Source organism: Lentibacillus sp. (assembly GCF_035301925.1).
Classification (GTDB): Bacteria; Bacillota; Bacilli; order Bacillales; family Amphibacillaceae; genus Lentibacillus.
On sequence record NZ_DATGTI010000011.1, the window covers coordinates 1 to 21,974 of the forward strand.

General features: G+C 40.3%; 17 protein-coding genes. 12 read left to right on the forward strand and 5 right to left on the reverse strand.

What is annotated here, in order from left to right:
* Window positions 1-61 precede the first annotated feature (61 nt).
* From VK080_RS01370 to VK080_RS01405, 8 genes are all read left to right on the forward strand, one after another.
* The gene (locus VK080_RS01370; protein ID WP_324223014.1) at window positions 62-1,348 is read left to right on the forward strand and encodes an IS110 family transposase; all 1,287 of its coding nucleotides are present in this window, start codon (window positions 62-64) and stop codon (window positions 1,346-1,348) included.
* A gap of 401 nt (window positions 1,349-1,749) precedes the next feature.
* Entirely contained in the window at window positions 1,750-2,745 is a 996-nt protein-coding gene (locus tag VK080_RS01375) for a TAXI family TRAP transporter solute-binding subunit (RefSeq protein WP_324223015.1), read from the forward strand.
* A gap of 651 nt (window positions 2,746-3,396) precedes the next feature.
* On the forward strand, window positions 3,397-4,383 hold the full coding sequence (locus VK080_RS01380) for a tripartite tricarboxylate transporter substrate binding protein (protein ID WP_324223016.1): 987 nt from the start codon (window positions 3,397-3,399) through the stop codon (window positions 4,381-4,383).
* A 15-nt stretch (window positions 4,384-4,398) separates the two neighbouring features.
* Window positions 4,399-4,878: a tripartite tricarboxylate transporter TctB family protein gene (locus VK080_RS01385; protein ID WP_324223017.1), complete on the forward strand. Its 480-nt coding sequence runs from the start codon at window positions 4,399-4,401 to the stop codon at window positions 4,876-4,878.
* Window positions 4,879-4,890: 12 nt separating this feature from the next.
* Entirely contained in the window at window positions 4,891-6,369 is a 1,479-nt protein-coding gene (locus VK080_RS01390) for a tripartite tricarboxylate transporter permease (RefSeq protein WP_324223018.1), read from the forward strand.
* Window positions 6,370-6,438: 69 nt separating this feature from the next.
* Window positions 6,439-8,052, forward strand: a complete 1,614-nt coding sequence (gene ggt / locus VK080_RS01395; RefSeq protein ID WP_324223019.1) for a gamma-glutamyltransferase — start codon at window positions 6,439-6,441, stop codon at window positions 8,050-8,052.
* Window positions 8,043-8,651 (forward strand): chromate transporter, encoded by a 609-nt coding sequence (locus VK080_RS01400; RefSeq protein ID WP_324223020.1) that lies wholly within the window; start codon window positions 8,043-8,045, stop codon window positions 8,649-8,651. Before ggt ends, VK080_RS01400 begins: the two co-directional genes overlap by 10 nt.
* Complete coding sequence (locus tag VK080_RS01405; RefSeq protein WP_324223030.1) at window positions 8,651-9,178, forward strand: chromate transporter; 528 nt, start codon at window positions 8,651-8,653, stop codon at window positions 9,176-9,178. Before VK080_RS01400 ends, VK080_RS01405 begins: the two co-directional genes overlap by 1 nt.
* A gap of 283 nt (window positions 9,179-9,461) precedes the next feature.
* On the opposite strand, the gene VK080_RS01410 is transcribed toward VK080_RS01405, so the two are convergent.
* The 4 genes from VK080_RS01410 to hisD all read right to left on the reverse strand — a co-directional run bounded on the left by VK080_RS01410 (window position 9,462) and on the right by hisD (window position 15,398).
* Window positions 9,462-10,586 (reverse strand): zinc-dependent alcohol dehydrogenase family protein, encoded by a 1,125-nt coding sequence (locus VK080_RS01410; protein WP_324223021.1) that lies wholly within the window; start codon window positions 10,584-10,586, stop codon window positions 9,462-9,464.
* A gap of 130 nt (window positions 10,587-10,716) precedes the next feature.
* On the reverse strand, window positions 10,717-12,216 hold the full coding sequence (locus tag VK080_RS01415) for a sodium:solute symporter family protein (RefSeq protein ID WP_324223022.1): 1,500 nt from the start codon (window positions 12,214-12,216) through the stop codon (window positions 10,717-10,719).
* A 799-nt stretch (window positions 12,217-13,015) separates the two neighbouring features.
* A complete protein-coding gene (locus VK080_RS01420; RefSeq protein ID WP_324223023.1) occupies window positions 13,016-14,020 on the reverse strand; it encodes a LacI family DNA-binding transcriptional regulator in 1,005 nt (334 codons plus the stop codon).
* A 97-nt stretch (window positions 14,021-14,117) separates the two neighbouring features.
* Window positions 14,118-15,398: a histidinol dehydrogenase gene (hisD, locus tag VK080_RS01425; RefSeq protein ID WP_324223024.1), complete on the reverse strand. Its 1,281-nt coding sequence runs from the start codon at window positions 15,396-15,398 to the stop codon at window positions 14,118-14,120.
* Between the two features lie 607 nt (window positions 15,399-16,005).
* On the opposite strand from hisD, the gene VK080_RS01430 reads away from it, so the two are divergent.
* Window positions 16,006-16,131, forward strand: coding sequence for a hypothetical protein (locus VK080_RS01430; protein WP_324223025.1), 126 nt, complete (start codon window positions 16,006-16,008; stop codon window positions 16,129-16,131).
* 206 nt (window positions 16,132-16,337) lie between these two features.
* Here the strand turns inward: VK080_RS01430 and VK080_RS01435 are convergent, their stop codons facing one another.
* Window positions 16,338-18,005 (reverse strand): ribulokinase, encoded by a 1,668-nt coding sequence (locus VK080_RS01435; protein WP_324223026.1) that lies wholly within the window; start codon window positions 18,003-18,005, stop codon window positions 16,338-16,340.
* A 184-nt stretch (window positions 18,006-18,189) separates the two neighbouring features.
* On the opposite strand from VK080_RS01435, the gene VK080_RS01440 reads away from it, so the two are divergent.
* From VK080_RS01440 to VK080_RS01450, 3 genes are all read left to right on the forward strand, one after another.
* Entirely contained in the window at window positions 18,190-19,266 is a 1,077-nt protein-coding gene (locus VK080_RS01440) for an alcohol dehydrogenase catalytic domain-containing protein (RefSeq protein WP_324223027.1), read from the forward strand.
* Window positions 19,267-19,287: 21 nt separating this feature from the next.
* On the forward strand, window positions 19,288-20,544 hold the full coding sequence (locus tag VK080_RS01445) for an MFS transporter (RefSeq protein ID WP_324223028.1): 1,257 nt from the start codon (window positions 19,288-19,290) through the stop codon (window positions 20,542-20,544).
* Window positions 20,545-20,624: 80 nt separating this feature from the next.
* The gene (locus tag VK080_RS01450) at window positions 20,625-21,386 is read left to right on the forward strand and encodes a DeoR/GlpR family DNA-binding transcription regulator (RefSeq protein ID WP_324223029.1); all 762 of its coding nucleotides are present in this window, start codon (window positions 20,625-20,627) and stop codon (window positions 21,384-21,386) included.
* The last annotated feature ends 588 nt before the right edge of the window (window positions 21,387-21,974 follow it).

Below are 21,974 nucleotides of genomic sequence, written 5' to 3' on the forward strand. Positions count from 1 at the left end.
GGTACGATAGAGAGTGTCATTGCAATGACCTCGAATTTAGTACCGAAGGAGGACTTCTACAATGGATTTTACACAAAATAATCGCTTAGCGCAAATCAATGAACAAACACTGATTATCGGGGTTGATATAGCGAAACGCAAACACGTGGCCCGTGCGATAGATGATCGGGGGCGCGACCTCGTCAAACGGCTGGTATTCACCAATTCACTGCAGGGATTTTCAAACCTCATTGAATGGTCTGAAAGCTTGTCCGATCAATACGAGCGTCCCAACATCATCATTGGAATGGAACCAACTGGCCATTACTGGCTGAATCTGGCTTATTACCTGAAAGCTCAGGGTATTCACGTCGTTGTCGTCAATCCGATGAAGGTTAAACGATCCAAAGAAATGGATGATGATTCCCCAACAAAAAATGATACAAAAGATGCCAAAGTCATTGCTCAGATCATACGTGACGGACGTTATCATGAGCCGACATTACCGGAGGATGTGTACGCTGAATTACGTGAAGGCATGAAACTCTATGACATGATCCAGGAGGATATGTCCTCGATCAAAGCCCAAATGCATAATGCGCTTGATCGATACTTCCCGGAGTTTCTTGATGTCTTTAAGGACTGGACCGGTAAAGCTGCCCTTCACCTATTGGAAAGAGGCTATTTACCGGAAGATATCCGTAAAGCTTCGGAAGAAGATTTGCTTCTGGAAGTCAAACGGGCTGCCAAACGTGGTGTGGGCATCAAACGTATTCAGAATTTGAAACTGGCGGCCGAAGACAGTGTTGGCCTTACCGTGGGATTACGCATGGGACGTCAGGAAATCCGTTATTTGATTGATCAGTATAAGGCTCTTGAAGAACGTCTTATCGCTCTTGAAGCACAACTGGAAGACCTTGTTCTTCATATCCCTGGAGCTGATCAGATGATAGCGATTAAAGGCGTCAGTGCCATAACAGTGGCTGGTTTTTTCGCCGAAGTTGGTGATTTATCGAATTATCGGGATCCACGCCAAATCATTAAATTAGCGGGACTCAATTTAAAGCTGAATCAATCAGGGATGTTCAAAGGCCAAACGACGATCACCAAACGAGGACGAAAGAGGCTGCGAAGCTTACTTTATCAAGTGGCACGGCCATTATCCCTGCACAATGAAGGTTTCAAGCAGCTGCACCATTATTATCGTCATCGATCCGATAATCCGCTGACAGGAAAACAGTCGTTTATCGCATTAAGCAGAAAACTCATCAAGATCTTTTACGTATTAGGTACACGGAAGTGTACGTTCAGTGAAGAGCGCATGATGCGTGACATCCCAATGATTACGACATTACAGGAAGCCGCTTAGTAAGACGTACAACTATCGTTTTGAACCATCTTTTGACAACTGAAGCACGGATTAGCCGGTCGGTATTTCATCCGTTAGGGCATAGACCCGCCATAGGAGCATTTCCGGCATCCACCATGGTCAGGTCGAACGAAGGAATTTGCGCGCATAGACGCCGAGAGACATGGGAGGGTCCACCGCCATGAAAACGTGGAGATCCAAGGTGCGATTATAAGATTTATTATCCATTTAATGGAAATTACCCATTAAAGCGTATTCGGTATAACCCGTAAATTCCATATATATCCTTAATTGTCATTAAAAGGATACAGGGCCGCTATGGGCTTCAATAATTCAAAAGAAATCGGGAGAAAAACGAAGGAATTCTAAGAAAATCTTAATTTATTGAGGGAGGGACAAAAATGAAAAAGTTGCTAGGTTTCATATTCTTGGCACTTATGTCAATTATTTTGGCAGCTTGTGGTGGCTCAGAAGAAGCTGAATCATCATCTGGTGGAGAAGATCTGGAGATGTCTAACATTGTTATTTCATCTGGACCAATCGGCGGTGGGTGGTATAATACAGCTGCAGGGATTGCTGAAATACTAATGCGGGAAATACCTGGCTTAAATGTCACAGTAAATGAAGGTGGCGGCTACGAAAATATCAAGTTAGTTGAGAATGGAGATGCTCAAATAGGGTATGCCTTTACCAATGATGTAATGTCAGGATTAACTGGAACAGGAGTTTTTGAAGAAGATGGTAAAATGGAAAATGTCAATACATTCCTATCCCTCTACAAATCTCATTTACAGACAGTTACACTTGCAGACAGTGAAATTGATTCCTATGCAGACTTTGGTGATAAAGATATTTTACCTGGAGAAGCATCTTATGCCACAGTTCAACATGTGGAAAAGATATTGAATTATCATGATATCTCATATGATTCTATCCGCGAAAATGGCGGGAGTGTTTCTTATACTGGCTATTCTGACATGACAGGTCTGGTGAAAGATGGTCATGCTGACGTAGCCATTGGAATGACAGCAGCACCTTCAGGATTTATTATGGAACTGAATGCTCAGGACGATATTAACTTTGTTGAAATTGAACCTGATGTCCAGGAATATATACAAGAGGAAGTTCCAGGGATTGTACCTATGGAAATGCCAGCAGGAACGTATGATGGCCAGGATGAACCAGTGGATACTGTTGGTTCTTATACCAACCTTGTCATGAGCAGTGAAGTTCCGGAGGATCTGGCACATCGTATAACGAAAGTAATTATGGATAACCGGGACGAACTGGAAGAGGTAGACTCCGTATTATCTAATTTCAATGAAGATACTATGGTAGAAGGGCTGGAGAAGGAAAATTTGCATCCGGGTGTAGTGAAATATTTGGATGAGAGATAAGTTAAACTGCAATTTCTCACTACGCTATTTTGATAGGTCTAATACAATGCAAAGCATAGTACCAAGATGGTATTATGCTTTTTTATATTGTATTCAATAAACGTTAGTGAACTTTCTGGTCTTCTATAAATCAATCACCTTATTAATAATGTTTTCACCCCATATAATAGATATAACCCTATTTCGGTCCGAAGGCAGGTATTCGATCAAAAATACAAAAAAATATTGTGGAGGCTCTTTTCAAAATTCATGACTAAGAACGGATGGAAATGACTGTTTCACTCGTTACCTGAACATGTTGAACTATTTTCATATGTATGCCACTGCTGTCGAAGAGCTCCGTATTACAAATAATTCCCATATTGCTGCTTTCCCAAGGGCACAAGCTCTCTTGTCGAATAAGGAACGAGACATGTTTCAGGCCCCTCGTCTTAAAATACGAAATGGAGGTGAAAAATCCTGATTATGGTATATATGTAAGCAATTTCATATTTATGATTAATTTTTGTTTAAAAAGTATTGACTAAAGATTAATTTTTATGTATATTAATATAAATCGCAATTAACTAAATTATCTAAGAACTTAGGCAGAAAAAGTGAGCTTATGAGTGGAGATTGCCTATCATTCAAAAATATAGGGAGGGGAACTTTATGAAGAAATTTATTGGTGTTGGGCTTTTTTGTTTAATGGCAGTTTTGGGCTTAACTGCATGTGGGGCTGATGGTCAATCAGAAGGAGACGCTCAAGCAGAGAATTATCCAAATAAGTCGATTCAGATAGTGGTGCCCTGGGATGCTGGCGGGGACACCGATGCTATTAATCGGTTGATTGCACAAGAGTTGGAAAACATTCTTGATACTGACGTTGTTGTTAAAAATGTTGCAGGAGGAAGCGGTGTCGTCGGTGCACAACAAGTTTTGAATGCAAAAAATGACGGTTACACGCTTCTTTCCATTCATGATTCAGTTGCTATGTCGCAGCTTACCGGACAATCCGACTTCGGCTATTTTGATTTTGAACCGATTTCGTTAATGACTTCCACATACGACGCAGTTGCAACGCATCCGGACAGTCCCTGGGATTCAATGAAGGAAGTTGTAGAAGATGCAAAGGAAAATCCGGGAAAGATTTCATATGCAGCATCCATTGGCTCAACTTCCCAATTGGAACCAGCTTTAATTGAGACTGCAGCGGATATTGATTTTAATATTGTCGGGTATGATGGAACTGCCAAACGAATGAAAGCTGTTGTCGGTAATGATGTTGATTTGGGTGGTGTTTCAGTTATAGCAGGAAAGGATTATCTGGAAAATGATCAGATGAAACTATTAGGTTATACCGGTGAGGAAAGAAGCGAGGTTTTACCTGATGTTCCAACGTTAAAAGAACAAGGAATTGACGCAGTTTCGGCAACAAATAGAGGTCTTGTTGCACCAAAAGATACACCGGATGCAATAATTCAAAAATTAAGTGATGCGCTGGGAGAAGTTGCAAACAGTGAGACCTTTCAAACAAAAATGGACGAGATGGGAACGAAAGTTAATTATAAACCTACGAAAGAGTATGTGGAATTTTTAGAGAAAAATGAGAAAGACATGAAGGATTCTCTGGAAAAAAGTAACTTGCTGGAGGAATAGGAGAGGAGATTTTGAGTGATTAGAGCAAAACGTGATCTTCTAAATGCTGTAGCTATTTTAATTTTTTCTACATTTGCTTATTATGGATCCTCCTTGATAACTGAAAAAAATCTGGGCAAAACAGAAGCGGACCTTTTCCCTAATATTGTAATTGGTGTAGTTGCCTTTCTGGGCCTTTGTTTGTTGGTGAACAGCATATACAGGATGGTCCGGGAGGGTGAATTTAAATCAGGCATCAATTTCGAAAAAATGTTTTATGAAAATAAAAAAGTTATTCTAACGTTTGTATTATTTGGGTTGTACGTATTCCTTCTAGGATATATCGGTTACTTCCTATCTTCTATATTGTTTTTGAATTTGCTGTATCACGTGTTGGCAGATAACAAACAGAACCTTTGGGCTGTCCTGCTTGGCAGTATTGTATTAACTGCTATTCTATACTTTGTCTTCCAAGGTGCGCTTTCTGTTTTTCTTCCAACAGGCGTGTTTTTCTGAGGGGGGTAACTATTGATAGAGAATATTCTGTTAGGTTTTGAAGCCATATTGAACATACAAACAATTATGATACTTTTAATAGGCGTGATTGCAGGTATTATTGCAGGAAGCATTCCGGGGTTCACCATTACAATGGGTGTCGCACTTACTTTGCCATTCAGTTTCAGTATGGATCCAGTCAATGGTATCGCTTTAATGATGGGAGTCCAAGTAGGAGGAAGCGCCGGAGGTCTTATCACAGCCTGCTTGCTTGGGATACCTGGAACTCCCTCGGCTATGGCGACTACTTTCGACGGATTTCCTATGGTAAAAAACGGAGAGCCTGGTAAGGCGTTGGCTATAGGGTTATGGTCATCTTTTTTTGGTTCGATTTTTTCAGGAATCATACTAATGTTCATGGCACCTCTGTTAGCTGAGTGGGCGCTTGAGTTTGGGCCGTGGGAAATGTTTGCATTGATGCTATTTGGAGTCAGTGCCATAGCAAGTTTGAGCGAGGGTTCTCTCGTAAAAGGATTAATTGCCGGATTCCTTGGGATTATGTTTTCGCTAGTTGGCTCTGATCCACTGATGGGGATTCCGCGATTTACATTTGGATTTAGCGAATTATTGGCGGGGTTTAACTTTTTACCAGTTCTTATTGGGTTATTTGCTTTTTCTCAATTACTGGAGGATATTAAAAAACCCCCTCAGGCGTTCAAGATTGATGATACCTCAAATGTTACTTATCCGTTGGTAAAGGTCGTAAAAGATATGTGGCGTTCTGCAGGGAATGTAATTAGGTCAGGATTAGTCGGGACGTTGGTAGGTATATTGCCTGCCGCTGGCGGAAGTATTGCTAATATTTTAAGCTATGATATCGCAAAAAAGTTTTCCAGGAACCCTTCCAAATTCGGAAAAGGGACTAAAGATGGTGTGATTGCAGCTGAGTCGGCGAATAATTCTTCCGTTGGTGGTGCACTAGTTCCCATGCTGGCATTCGGTATTCCGGGCGATGCAGTAACTGCCATGATGCTTGGCGCTTTGCTGATCCATGGAATCCAGCCCGGACCTTTGCTAATGGAAAACCAGCCCGTTCTGGTCAATGGCGTGTTTATTTCGTTCTTTTTAGCAGCGTTTCTAATGCTCCTCGTACAAAGCCTGGGGATAAAAGTATTCTTGAAAATTAATCAGGTTCCATTTCATTATCTTGTTCCAGTTGTCCTGCTTTTGTGTGTACTTGGCAGTTTTGCTGTCAATAATCGGATATTTGATGTCTGGGTCCTTTTATTATTTGGGTTGATCGGATATTGGATGAAAGTTAACAAATTTCCTTTACCGCCCTTTATATTGGGAATTATACTCGGACCGATGATTGAATCGAATTTTCGACAGGCTATCTCATTGGAACCTTTATCAACATTTTTAACACGCCCTTTATCCGCAATATTGATTATACTTGCTATTTTATCTATGGTATATGGTGTATACAGTAATTACAAAAGTAATAAGTAGTAGGAGCGGGTTAAGACCACTAAGAAGGGTGCTTCCTAGTGGTAAACATTTAAAGAAAGGAAGATGATAATGAAGACACTTAATCATTTCAACTATCCATATCCATCCACAAAAAACTCAGCTTTTGCGAAGAATGGAATGGTCGCTACTTCCCAGCCACTCGCCTCCCAAGCCGGGCTTGATATTTTAAAAAAGGGTGGTAATGCGATTGACGCTGCCATTGCAACAGCTGCCTGCTTGACCGTAGTTGAGCCGACTTCGAACGGGATTGGCGGAGATGCTTTTGCGCTGGTCTGGACCAAGGGAAAGTTACATGGACTGAATGGAAGCGGACGTTCTCCTGAAACGATTTCAATCAATAGTGTAAAAGAATCAGGACATCAGGAAATTCCCAAATATGGCTGGATTCCTGTAACAGTTCCGGGCGTTCCGGATGCATGGGCTGAACTGTCGGATAAGTTTGGCAGGCTGCCGTTTCGTGATGTTTTGCAGCCGGCGATCGATTATGCCAGAAACGGTTTTCCAGTTTCTCCGACATTAAGTAAGTTTTGGAAAAAGGCTTTCAATGTTTTTCGTGAAAACTTGACCGATGATATGTTTTCAGAATGGTTTAAGACTTTTGCTCCCAAGGAAAGAGCCCCGGAACCCGGTGAGATTTGGTCATCCGAAAACCATGCCAGGACGTTGGAAAAAATCGCTGAGTCAAATGCGGGATCGTTTTATCGCGGCGAACTGGCAGATGAAATCAGTTCGTTTTCCAAACAAAATGGGGGATACCTTTCTGCTGACGATTTAGCGTCCCATCAGTCTGAGTGGATTGAACCTATATCCGTGAACTACAGGGGATATGACATTTGGGAGATTCCTCCAAATGGTCAGGGTCTTGTAGCATTGCAGGCACTTAATATTTTAAAAGGATTTGAATTCAACGAAAAGGAATCGGTGGATACTTACCATAAGCAAATTGAAGCTATGAAACTAGCATTTGCCGACGGTCAGGCTCATATTACGGATGAGAAGCACATGCGGTTTTCACCGGAATTTTTGCTAAGTGAAGAATATGCCCAGTATCGAAGACAGCTAGTAGAAGAGACTGCCCAAATCCCGGATGCTGGGGAACCTGCCTTGAGTGGAACGGTTTACCTTGCTGCAGCAGATAATGAAGGGAATATGGTGTCCTTCATCCAGAGTAATTATATGGGATTTGGCTCGGGGCTGGTTGTTCCGGGAACGGGTATCGCTCTGCAAAACCGTGGTCATAATTTCTCTATGGATCCGGATCATGTCAATACATTAGCAGGCGGTAAAAGAAGCTATCATACGATTATTCCAGGATTCATGAGTCAGGGAGGCCAGCCTGTAGGGCCGTTTGGGGTTATGGGAGGTTTCATGCAGCCGCAGGGTCATGTTCAGGTTGTTATGAATACAATCGATTTTGACCTGACTCCACAGGCAGCATTGGACGCACCGAGATGGCAATGGCATAAGGACAGGAAAGTAGAAGTGGAAAACCGCTTCCCTCATCATATAGCTCAAAGACTGACAGAAAAAATGCATGACGTAACGATTCAGCTGGAACCGAATAGTTTCGGGAGAGGCCAAATCATATGGCGGGATACTGAAACCGGCGTGCTCATAGGTGGTACTGAGTCGCGCACTGATGGAGCAGTTTCATGCTGGTAAAGGATAAAAATCCACTCGAAGAAAATCAGAATAACAGTCGGCATCAATTGCATCTTTTTCTTGCTTTTTTTCGGGTGGGAATCCTTGGATATGGAGGTGGCCCTGGTTCGATTCCGCTTATTCATAAAGAAGTGGTGGATAAATATAAGTGGGTTAATGATGAGGAATTTGGTGACATACTGGCATTGGGCAATACACTACCTGGACCGATTGCGACAAAATTGGCAGGCTATATTGGCCACCGTGTATCCGGGGTATTGGGCATGCTTAACGCTATATTTGCTACAATCCTACCGACAATTATTTTAATGATTGTTCTGCTGATGTCACTGTCTTCCATTAGAGATTTCGACTGGGTACAGGGAATGACAGCCGCTGTGATACCCGTCGTCGGTGTGATGCTGGCGGTATTGACATGGCAGTTTTTTGAAAAAGCGGGTAAAGGAATGGGATGGAAACAAACCATTATAATGAGTGCAATTGTTTTGATACTTTTGCAGTTTACAGGTGTGCACCCCGGAATTGTAATAGCCGCATTGATACTCATGGCATTATTCAAAAGAGATTCTAGCCGTTCAAGAGAAGGTGAGCAAACTTGATTCTTTACTGGAACATATTTCTTGCTTTTTTAATTCCTGGAGTTCTAGGTTATGGGGGAGGCCCTGCCTCTATTCCCCTGATTGAAAATGAAGTTGTCCAGCGTTATGAATGGATGACGGTACAGGAATTCAGTGAAGTTCTGGCCCTTGGAAATTCGCTGCCGGGGCCAATTGCCACGAAAATGGCGGGATATATTGGTTATGAGGTAGGCGGTATCCCGGGAGCAATCACAGGTGTGTTCGCGACCGTTGCTCCTTCTCTGATACTGATGATTTTTCTGTTGGGCATTTTATATAAATATAAGGATTCGCCGAAAGTTAAAAGATTAACATTATATGTACGTCCTGTCATTGCCATTTTGCTCGGTCTAATGGCATGGCGGTTCTTTGTGGAATCATATGAAGGTATTGGGATATGGCAGTCAGCATTTCTTGTAGTTGCCAGTTATTTATTAATGGAACGTTTCAAAGTTCATCCAGCTTTTGTGATTTTAGGTACTCTGACGTATGGTGGATTTGTTTTGTGAGAAAGAAATTTTGCGTTATTTAGTTGAGCATAGTTTATATAGAAATAATCAATTAATAGATAAGAATAGAGAATATACTTATGTTTTAATAGGCTCGTATGACCAACAGTTTATAAATCTGTTGGTCATTTAATATAGTGGGATATTTCTGTCGAAGTTATGTTCATAGTGACGCTCTGGAATTTTTCGAATGATAATCAAGTGGCAACTACCCTCAGGATGAGTAGTTACCATTTGTTTGAACACAATTTGTGATTTTGATTTACTTTTAGTTCTGTGCTTTTTACATTTTCACAACGAGTCGTGCAACGTCTCCTTTTTGAAGTCTATCGAATCCTTCATTGATTTCACCCAGCGTGAGTGTATCGGATAGAAGGTGATCGACAGGTAATCTTCCTTGCTTAAAAAGCTCGACGAAATTTGGAATGTCCCGGGAAGGAACACAACTTCCAACGTAGGATCCTTTTACAGTCCGTTCTTCTGCTGTAAGGGTTACTTGCGGGAAAGAAAATTTATGTTCGGGGTGCGGCAGTCCCGTGGTGGTAGTAGTGCCTCCCCGTTTTGTAATTTGATAAGCAACCTCCATTGCAGGAACAGCTCCAGCAGTTTCAAACACATAGTCGAGCCCTCCGTCGGTTGTTGTTTTTATTTTTTCCACCACGTCCGAATCACTTGAATTATAAACTGCTGTCGCCCCTAGTTGTATGGCTTTATCAAATTTATCCGGATTAATATCAAGGGCAATGATTTCCCGTGCGCCGGCAAGTTTTGCTCCAATTACTGCGTTTAGACCAATACCACCGAGCCCAACAACCGCTACACTGCTTCCAGGTTTCACTTGAGCAGTGTTAATCACAGCGCCGACCCCGGTAATGACTGCACATCCGAATACTGCAATTTGCTCGAATGGGATTTCCGGGTCAACTTTTACAATTGAATTCGTGGAAACAACTGCATATTCAGCAAATCCTGAAACACCCAAATGGTGATTAATTTTTCCTTGTTCTGAATTAAGTCGTCTGCCCCCATTCAGCATCTCACCATCATTATTTGATTTGGCTCCGCGCTCACATAATGCTGGACGTCCTTCTTTACAAGGGAGACATTGGCCACAACTTGGGATAAACGTACATACGATGTGGTCGCCTTTTTTAAAGTCTGTCACCCTTTCTCCAATCTGAACAATTTCTCCGGTTGCCTCGTGTCCCAAAGCCATTGGTATTGGTCTGGGACGGCTCCCATTGATAACTGAAAGATCCGAGTGACATAGCCCGACTGCTCGAATACGTATTAATACTTCACCTTGCTGTGGATCATCCAATTCCAAAGTTTCAATCTTTAATGGCTTGCTCTCAGTATATGGTGTTGGTAATCCCATTTCATGTAAAACAGCTGCTCGTGTCTTCAAAATATCACTCCTCGTTTAATTGTTAGTCAGAATAACGAGCCGTCATTTCATCTGGAGCATTAGCTTCGTTTATTAAAGCATGAATAGACAGTGCAAAAATTACACCATTCTTTATTTATCCATTATTTTATCAGGTAAAGCTTGTTCCTTCTTTTTTTGGATCAGTTACTGGTGGCGTCATTGTTAATGTGTAAACAATCATGGTCATCATGCTAATGAGTACGCCTAATCCTGCTGCACCAAATGGGTTTGAGAAGTCAAATCCAAATGGCAGGTAAACTACCCAATAAACAATTGTTCCTGCTAATAAAGAAGTGATTGCTCCGCCTCTTGTTGACCGTTTCCAGAGGGCACCTACAACTAAAGGTCCTGCAGTTGCTGAAACAATTCCTCCGATGCCAATCCACATAAACACGGATAGAAACTTTGGTGGATTTAGCGCCATCAGTATAGCGGCAATTATGACTACAAAAGTGCTATAGCGGCTGAGTAGCAGTTCTACTTTTTCCGCTTTTTCTTTTGTAATCCCTGTACGTGGTACAATTGTTTTACGATATATATCATTAGCTAACAGTTGGGTCAGCGATACAATTAAACCATCAGAAGTTGACATTATCGCAGATAATACTGCAACTGATAACAACGCTGCTAAAATTGGTGGAAAAATTTCACTGAATAATACTGGTATAATTTGGTCAGGTGCAATGCTTGCATCGTATCCAACAGCTGCTATACCAAGCATGCCTCCAAGTCCCATTAGTGGTAAGGTGGTAGCAATTAATGTACAATACATAATCAATTTCTTCATATCTTTCCCTGATTTGACTGCCATGAATTTGTTTCCAAGATGTGGTAAAATTCCAAAGGGTATGTGGGCGACAAATAATAAAGCGACTAACCAAAACGATCCATAAGTTATATTTCCCGGGAGAAATAATGAATCAAAACCACCTTGTGGATTCCTTTCTTTAATAGTGTTCAACATATCACCAAAACCACCATCAACTCCTACGCTGAAGACAAACACCCCTACAACAGTCAGTGATATGATTAACATAAGAAAACCTTGAACTGCATCTGTCATAATATCTGAATGCGACCCACCCATAAATACATAGATTGCCAATACAACACCGGTTAATATCAACCCTGCTTTGTAATCAATTCCCATTATTGTTTGGAACATTGTGGCAGCTGCTACGAACTGTGATACGACGTAGAATATCAGTAAAATTGATATAATGGTTAACACAATTCTTAAAAACTCGCTATTAAAACGATCACCCAGAAACTCGGGAATTGTTCTCGTACCAAATTCATCACCGTATTTTTTAATAGTTTTAGCAACAAATAGTAAACCAATGACAGTTGCAATGGGGTAAAGCAATGGATACCATAAGCTTGGTGCTCCTATTTCATAAGCTAATCCCGGCATCCCCATAAATGTCGATCCGCTTGACATCCCAGCACTAATAACAAGTGCAATCGTAAATGGTCCGTAACTGGAGCGGGCCGTGGCGAAGTCATCAGCGGAATGCGTTTTTTTCATACCAAGCCAGCCAAATAAAATCATGGCTCCTAAGAAGATTGTAATAAAAATCCAGGAATACATAACAATTGTATTGTCCATAATGGTAATTCCCCCTTCCCTATTTCCTTAAATGTTATTAATCTTGATCATCTAAAAATTTTGTTTTAAAAAGAACAAAGGCCATCCCAATCCAAGTTGAGATTATTAATATCGCTATAACTGCGAGCATTGACATTAAATCACCCCCTTTGTTGGAACTGATAAAACCGCTCAATTTCCGGGAAGTTCTCTAACTTATCTGTTAAATTTGAAGCCGGTTCGTATAGTATTAGTTTACTTTGCTTCTTTTGAGATCCCTTTGAGGACAAGACTGTGTACGGAAAGTATATTATGTTTTCTGATAAACAGTTGATCTTGGGAACACTCCATACTCGTACATGATGTATGAAATATCTGCGCAGCATTTCTTTAGCCTTTGCACGTGCTTCCTGATCAGTTATTGTCGCTGTCATCACTGTGTGATTTTCCACTGTTAAAGTATGGCTTGTCGGATTTTTGTTGCCGAAGCTGCTGTCACCCTTGATTAAGTTAGTGAAAATTATTCGTTTTTGGGTACGAGGCTTTTTTAAAAAACTTTGATAAGAAATTTCCCAATTTGTAACTAAACATGGGTAATAAATATCTGTAAGTTTGGAGTTATTTTGATTTAGGATTTGTGTGTTATATTCACTTGTGAAAATGTTAATCTCCATAGCTATCACCATTTATGAGTAATTGATGCTGATCATTTTTTGTTCAGTCAGCCATTTCCTCAACTGAGTATTTAAAATCACTAACTTGTTGAATACGTATTCAGGAATGATGAGAAATTAATCGATGAAAATGACATCGGAATTTTTCATGGCTTAATGGCAGAAGTTGTTTGTCGCAAATAAAGTTCAGGTTCCAAAGTAATTTGTTGTTCATCTTCAAGCTTACGTTGATTCTCAATTATTTTTATCAAATTTTGAATGGCAATCAGCCCCATTGATTTGTTGGAATTATGCCCAATGGATGTTAATTGTAAGGACTCATGTGCTGAAATCCCTAAATTATCAACACTGCAAATACTTATCTCTTCTGGAATACTGAATCCCATCTTTAGCAAACAATCGATGACAAAAATTGCAATTGAGTCTGTTGCAGCAAATATAGCAGTAGGTTTATTCCGTCTTAAAAAAAGTTGTTGAATAGCGCGGTGGATATCCTTTTCCGTTGTATCCGTTTGCAAAATGAAATCTTTGTTTAACTGAATCCCATTGTTCTTTAACTTATCCCTAAATCCTTCAAGTCTGCCAAGAAATGTTGATGCTTCTGTTGTGCCACCTATCCAAGCGATCGCTTTATGCCCCAGTGAAACTAAATGTTCTGCACCAATGACACCAGCTTGATGGTTATCAAGTTCAACAAAATGACCACCTGTCTCATGCCGTCTGTTAAACATCACGAAGGGCTTGCCTGATTCTTTTAGCTCATCGAAAATAGGATCGTTTATAAAAATAGATGATAATACAATACCGTCAACTTGTTGACTTAATACGGTTTCATAAATACTCATATTATCGTAATGATTTTCAAAATGGACGGTTGTATAGTAACCTTTTGAAGCAGCGTAATTAACAATTGCTGTCGTAGTATCAACAAAAAAAGGGTTGTGTAATGGACCTGAGACTAATGCAATAGTCTTCGTCCGATTACTTACAAGCGATCTCGCAATATTATTTGGTCTATAATTTAAATCTTTCATAGCTTTTCTAACGTTGTCAACGATCGGCTGACTGACTTTACTTGGATTGTTTAAAACTCTGGATACAGTTGGTTGGGATACACCAGCATACTTTGCAACATCTCGTGAAGATACCATTTATCTCACCCTAAATACGTATTCTGTTAAAAAGCAAGAAAAACTTCCATATTATTGATTTTTCTGTATTTATATAGATAGTTAAGATGTTTAAAGGTTAATTATCTTGTTTGTAACGATTAATACGGAGAGTAGCTTGTCTTTTATGCCCCATAAACCCCTCAAGTTCACAAAGCCGTTCAGCATATTCTCCTATTTTAACACTTGCTTCCGGCGAGGCCTTTTGATAAGTAAGTGTTTTAAGGAATTTTCCAACCCACAACCCACCAGTATATTTTGCCGCTTTCTGCGTTGGAAGGGTATGATTTGTACCAATTACTTTATCTCCATAAGCAACGTTTGTTTCTGGGCCTAAGAAAAGTGACCCATAGTTAGTCATATTGTTTAAAAAGTATTCCGGATCTTCTGTTAGTACTTCTACATGTTCATATGCCAACTTGTCTGCCTCTTTAACCGCTTCATCGATACTGTCCACAATTATTATTGTTCCATTATCTTCCCAGGACACTCTCGCTACGTCTGCTGTTGGGAGATCTTTAAGCTGACGTTCTATTTCTTTTACGGTATCTTCTGCTATGCTTTCGGATGTTGTAATTAGGGCACCGGGAGAAGTTGGGCCATGTTCACCCTGGCCAAGCAAGTCTGTTGCAATCATTTCACCATCCGAAGTTTCATCTGCAATTACTAGGGTTTCGGTAGGGCCAGCTAATAGATCAATACCGACTTTTCCATACAATTGCCGCTTTGCCTCTGCCACAAAAGCATTTCCGGGACCTACAATCATATCAACAGCATCAATTGCTTCAGTTCCAACAGCCATGGCAGTCATTGCTTGTACACCGCCAAGAATATAGATTTCATCTGCACCTGCAAAATGCATTGCGGTTACAGTTGCAGCTGGAATTTCGCCATTTATTGGAGGAGTACAAGCAACAACCCTTCTTACACCTGCTACTTTAGCAGTTAAAATACTCATGTGTGACGAAGCTACCATTGGATAACGTCCGCCGGGTATATAACAGCCCACACTGTTAACTGGTACATTTTTATGGCCTAATTTAACACCAGGTATGGTCTCAACCTCAATGTCACTCATAGATTCCTTTTGTTTTTGCGCAAAATAACGAATTTGTTCTTGCGCAAATTGAATATCATTTTTCACTGTTTCATCTACAGAATCTATGGTTTCTTTTATTTGTTCGTCTGATAATCGAAAGGTTTCTGGAGACCATTTATCAAACTTCATTGATAGTTCACGGACTGCTTCGTCTCCTTTTTCTTCAATATCTTTAATTATTGTGCTTACAGACTCTTGTACTTTTGAACTTGCCTCTTTTAGCTCTTGTTCACTTTTTCCTGTTTTTAAATACTTTGTCATAAGATTTCCTCCTTTGAATACGTATTCAAGTTCAGTATATTCAATTATAGTCAAAATTTTCACCCTTGTAAATACTTACAGTTAGAATTATCTGACAGACGTAACAGGGGAGTGAACCGATGTATATGGCGCGCAGAAAAACATATGGTTTTTCAAGAAGTACAAGAAATATCCGAAGTTTGCGGGAAGGGAGATGCAACGGTGCCTGTTATTTTCTGGATTCCCAAGCTTTCGCAAACAAGCAACATAAATCCCGCCCTATTGGGAAGATGTGTAACAGAACTGTAGAATTTCGAATATATATGTTTCAATAAGAGTAAGCTATACATATAATCTGCTTGAAAGTAGGTTTATGTATATGACGACGAAAAAGGGTGATAACCAAATGACCACTCTAAAATTAAAGGACATCGAAAAAAGGGTTGCCAAAAATTCAATAGGAAACCGAATTGGGGTTATAAAAGCAACGAAAAAGATACAATCACAAAATTTAAAGCGTGGACGTGTCCGGCCTAAAGATCCTATAGAAACTAAAATTTTATCTCGTTTTTATAGGCGATAAAATGAATATTAATGAAGCGAAAAGTAAGCTGGAAGAATTGAAGGCTTGAATCTATTAGCAAGCAATTATATGTCTGTTGACTTTGACTACTTAATGAATCATGCAGAAGTAAAGCAAGAAATTGAACTGCTTCAGGAATGGATCGAGCAACTGCAAAATAACCAAATGTAAACATCCGCATATAGCGGATGTTTTTGATTTTCGGTGATTTTCATTTCCTGAAGAGTTGAAATCCCGAATTCAATTTGAAAAAGTTTAAAACGCTAAAGGAGTAAGTGCACTCTTGGACCAGAGTGGAGGCAGTACACCAAAATCATTGGCTGTTTTCTGGACGAATACGGGGAATAGGCATCCTCGTCCTTTTTTGTCTACCCTATCTAATTGGCGACAGCATCTTCATGGAAACTTTTTAATTGTTTCATAAAGTTATTGTGTTTATAACCGAAGTAATCATGAAGCTGTCTATACATGTTATACATGTTTTCGTATTTTTGCACATTTTCTTTAATGGGACGATAGGTTTTCTGGAAAGGTTGCTTCATGTTATAAACAGCATCTTCGAGGTGGTTATAGCCTCCTTCTTTATAGCCTGCAGCAACTGCCCCTAATATCGCTGCACCGATAGCGGGGGCGTAGTCAGAGGATGATACATGAATATCGGTATTCAAGACATCAGCATAAATTTGCATCAGCAAAGGATTTTTTTGTGGAAGCCCGCCACAAGCAAATATCTCTTCAATAGGAAGCCCCCAATTTTGATAATTGTCAATAATGATTTTCGCCCCAAATGCTGTGGCCTCCAGGTAAGCGCGGTATATATCCTCAGGTTTGGTATGAAAGGTTAGGCCGACAAGTAATCCTGTCAAATCAGCATCTGATAAGACTGAGCGGTTGCCATTGTGCCAATCAAGGGCGATTAAACCTGATTCCCCGGGCGATTTTTGACTTGCTCGTTTTTCCAAAAGGTCGAAAACAGACATATTCATTTGCTTTGCTTCGTCACAAAAATCTTGCGGAACTTGTTCCGTATACCATCCAAAAAGATCTCCTACAGCGGATTGTCCGGCTTCATAGGCATACAAGCCAGGGATGATCCCATCTTTAACGACTCCGGAAATACCAGGAACTTGAATTTCCTTATTATTTAGCATCATATGACAAGTCGATGTTCCCATCACCATAGTAAGTTGGTTGGATTGCGAAGCACCGACACCAAGGATAGCTGAATGAGCGTCAATTATAGCAACTCCAACGGCTAGTCCTGGTGGTAATCCCAATTCATTGGCCATTTTTGATGATAAGGTACCAGCGCACTCGCCGATTTTTCCGACCCGTCCTTGGAGTTTCGTGTGAAGCATTTGCCCAAGTTTGGGATGCATGCTCGTTAGAAAGTCTTCAGGGAAACCATCGGCCTCGTTCCAAAAAGCTTTAAAGCCAAGAGAGCAATTGCTTCTTACGACATCATTTGTTAGCAAACTCACTATCCAGTCCCCGGCCTCCAAAAATAAATCTGCTTCATCATATAAACGTTCATCATCATGGATTGTTTCCAGGCATTTTGGTATGAGCCATTCAGGTGATACGTTAAAGCCATAACGCCTCATCCATTCGTGTTTTTCCTGAATTGCCTTGTTAAATAACTCTTTAGCTTCTTCATTTGGACCATGATGTTTCCAGAGTTTAACCCAGGCATGAGGTCGATTTATATAATCAGGTTTAAAGCAGAGCGGCTCTAAATCTGTGTCTGTTGTTACCATAGTTGATGATGTGAAATCAACGCCGATTCCGGATAATTCATTTTTGGATATATTGGCTTTTTGCATTGCTTGAGGAATTCCTGTATATAGAACATCCAGATAATCCCCGGGATACTGTAAAGCGTAATCAGATTGTAAAGGTGTCTTATCTTCTATCGGTAACGTTTCGGTAATAACACCGTGGGAATATGGAATGACACTGGATCCATGAATGGTACCATTGTCGTTATTTATGATTAATACTCTTCCCGACTCTGTTCCATAATCTATGCCAATTGAGTAGGTCATATTAAGGCCTCCAATGTAAGCGATTTTAATCTATCATAATAGAAATTAAACAAACAATCAAGAGCATTAACAAACACAAACAAGCATAAAATTGTTCATTTCTATTGACATATGTGTTGCTAATGTATAAAAATGAACATAAAGAAACATAATTGATCAATAGTCAACATGGAGGGATGGTTAAGTGAATAAGGAAAACATCGTAGAATCCAGAGCTTATCAATTAACGGAACCATGGCAATTTAAAGAAACGACTTTAAAGCATCATGTAAACGAAGGGGAGGTAGTTGTTAAGACCTCAATGGTAAGTATCTGCCATGCCGATTTGCGTTATTATACCGGTCAACGCCGTAAAGAGGCTTTAGAGCGTAAATTACCTATGGCTCTATTCCATGAGGGAATTGGTAAAGTAGTCACTTCAAAAAATGATAGTGTTTATTCAGGTCAACGTGTCGTCATTGTACCCAACATCCCCGGAAGATTAATAGAGCCGGACAGCGAAAATCCTGAGGGAAGAGATGTTGCGGATAACTACTCAGAAAATAGTGTCTTTTTAGGCAGTGGCTTTGATGGGATTGGCCAAGAATATTTAGTGCTGCCTGGTGAAAATGTCACTCCCATACCTGATGAGATACCTGATGATATCGCAGTTTTAGCGGAGTTAAATTCCGTATCTTACCAAGCGCTCAGAAATGTGGGCGAAGAACTGGATGACGGGAAGGTAGCTGTGTTCGGCGATGGACCTCTTGGTTACTTGACAGCTGCGATGTTGTCGCATGTATATAAAATCGAGCGGTCCAATCTCATCGTCTTTGGTGCTATAGACGAAAAATTAGCGCACTTTGATTTTGCAACCACTTTCAATGTCAAAAAATCTGACTTCAGTAGTTTTCGTGGGGTAACAACTGTAGTTGAATGTACAGGTGGCAAATTTAGTGAAAGTGCTATTAATCAAGCTATTGAATTGATCGAGCCGCAAGGGAGACTTGTTTTAATGGGGGTATCAGAAGAGCGTGTCCCAATTAATACCCGCGATGTCCTGGAAAAAGGTTTGAAAATTTATGGGACTTCCCGGAGCACATCTGATGACTTTAAACAATTAATGTTGCTTTTCCGGGATGCTGATTACCAAAACACATTATCAAAATTATTACCTGACCAGCATGATTCGATTGAAAACGTGGATGGCTTAAAGGACGCGATGGACCGGACAACTGAACACAAGGGCTGGAAAAAAGCAATTTTAGAATTCAAATGGTAGATAAAAGAAGGAGGTATAAACATGGGGCTGAATTGGACAGAACGTTTGGGCATTCCGTCTAAAATTGCATGGGGATACTTAGGTGTCCTCATCTTTATGATGGGTGATGGGCTTGAAATCGGCTGGTTAAGCGCCTGGCTGCACGACCAGGGAATGTCGGTTCAACAAACAAGCTTATTGTATACAGCATATGGTGTAACAGTTGCTATTGCTTCATGGTTTTCCGGTGTTTTAGTTGAAATACTTGGAACAAAAAAGGCAATGCTATCAGGACTGTTGCTTTATTTAATTGGTACTTCAGCATTTATTAGTTTTGGAATTTCCAGTTTAGATTTAGTCTGGATGATACCGACATATGCGCTTCGGGGTTTTGGTTATCCATTGTTTGCATATTCTTTTTTAGTATGGATTGCCTACCGTGCGGAAAAGCATCAACTTGGAACAGCAGTTGGTTGGTTTTGGTTCGTATTTACAGGTGGTTTAAATGTACTTGGCGCATACTACTCCGTAATAGCAATCAAACTTTTCGGCAATGTTGGTACATTATGGACATCTGTTTTCTGGGTGTTGCTCGGAGCATTATTCGCTTTGGTATTCAATCGGGATAAATTAGAACGACATTCCGATCAATCACCAAAAGAAAAGTTGAAGGAACTTGGTAAAGGTATTACTATTATGAAAGAAGAGCCCAAAGTGCTTTTGGGGGGTATTGTACGAACAATAAATACCACTGCCCAATTTGCTTTTCCAGTGTTCCTTCCCATATACTTATCAGACTATGGGATCCCGACAAGCACTTGGCTATCCATTTGGGGCACAATATTCACCAGTAATATTATTTTTAATCTGATTTTTGGAGTTGTTGGAGATAAGTTTGGCTGGCGTAATACAGTCATGTGGTTTGGTGGCATTGGCTGCGGTATTACAACATTGGGTTTGTACTATTTTCCAGCTTGGTTTGTTGGCAATGTATGGCTTGTAGGAACGATTGGCATCATTTGGGGGGCTTTACTTGCCGCTTATGTGCCGTTATCAGCTCTAGTTCCATCATTAGTCAAGACTGAAAAGGGTGCCGCGATGTCAGTGCTGAATTTGGGAGCAGGCCTTCCAACGTTTGTTGGACCGGCAATTGTCAGTTTGTTGATTGGTCCGATTGGTAATGGCGGTGTTATGTGGGTGCTCGCAATTTTATACTTTGTAAGCGCTTTGTTGACAAAATTCATTACACTCCCCGCGGACTTCAAAGAGGATGATCCTGAAGTAGCTGAAGCCAATTAAATGCAACAACCATGCCTCTATTAAATTTTTAGTATAAAATTAATTCAATAAAAGCAGTAATTAATGGGGAGTTTTTATCAATGCTTGCATTAAATCGGCAGAATCAAATCGTTCAAATCGTTAAACAAAATCAAGTTGCAACAGTATCAGAACTGGCTACTCAGTTCAAGGTTCATGAAGCAACGATTAGACGGGATTTATCAACATTGGAACAAGATGGTTTAGTGAATCGTACACATGGTGGTGTCGTACTTAATGAAGACGTATCATCGGAACCATCATTTCATGAACGTGAATCCGTCCAATTTGAAGAGAAACAGCGCATTGGTGCTGTTGCTTCGGAAATGGTTGAAGATGGTGACAATATCATCCTTGATTCAGGGACGACAACATTGCATATTGCGGAATCAATTTTAGATAAGGATAATCTCACTGTCGTGACCAACGATATAAATATTGCAGCCAGGTTAAGATCTGCAAAGTCTATCAAGGTTATTGTAACTGGTGGGCAGTTATTTCCTGACAGTTATATGCTAAATGGAATGATAACGGATGAAGTGCTGAGTACGCTTCATGTTCATAAAGCCTTTATTGGCACTCCCGCCTTACATCATAAAAAAGGTTTAACACATTTTGATGAACAACTGGTACCTGCAAAACGAGGTATGATAAAGGCAGCAAAAAAAATTATTGTAGTAGCCGACCATACTAAAATGGGTGGTATTTCACTCCACAAGGTAGCAGAACCTAAACAAATTAACCACCTGATTACTGGCAAAGAAAATGAAGAGTCAGATTTGAATAAATGGCAGGATACAGATATTATTGTGCATCTTGCCTAAGACCAAAGCAGCCGTTAAAATTTAATGGCTGCTTTAAGCATGGATTTTTAATGAATGAACATGCGGTGTATACCAGCATGGATAAATGAGTCCCTCGTCCGGCAATGTATGACCGTGATGAGGGATTTTTTAACATTGACGGATGTATTTTACCCTTGTGGGGTAATTTCTCAAATCAAACGTTCTATCTTGTTTCAGATAACTCTCCGTTTACTTGATTGCTTCTACCTTGTTCATCGCACCAATCCTTCCAATTTATTTAGTATATGTTAGAAAGCGTTACCAAATTGACAGAAAAGTTTAAAAAATATTGCTAGTTGTCATAGCGTTATGGCGGATGTACTAAAACATTTAATCCCGAGGTTGTATTTTTTCTGGAATGCTCCCATTTATAGATAGAGATGTCCGGGGGTTCATAGGTCAAAGGACAGCTTGAAGGGAAGAATCCCCCAAAAAATTTATTAGGAGGTATGCAACATTATGAGCATTAAACCCGCACCAGAACGAAAGCCCGGTGAAGGACAGGGGCCATTTAAAAAATTATTTATAAAGGGAGCAACAATGATCGACGGTACAGGTGCACCCCCG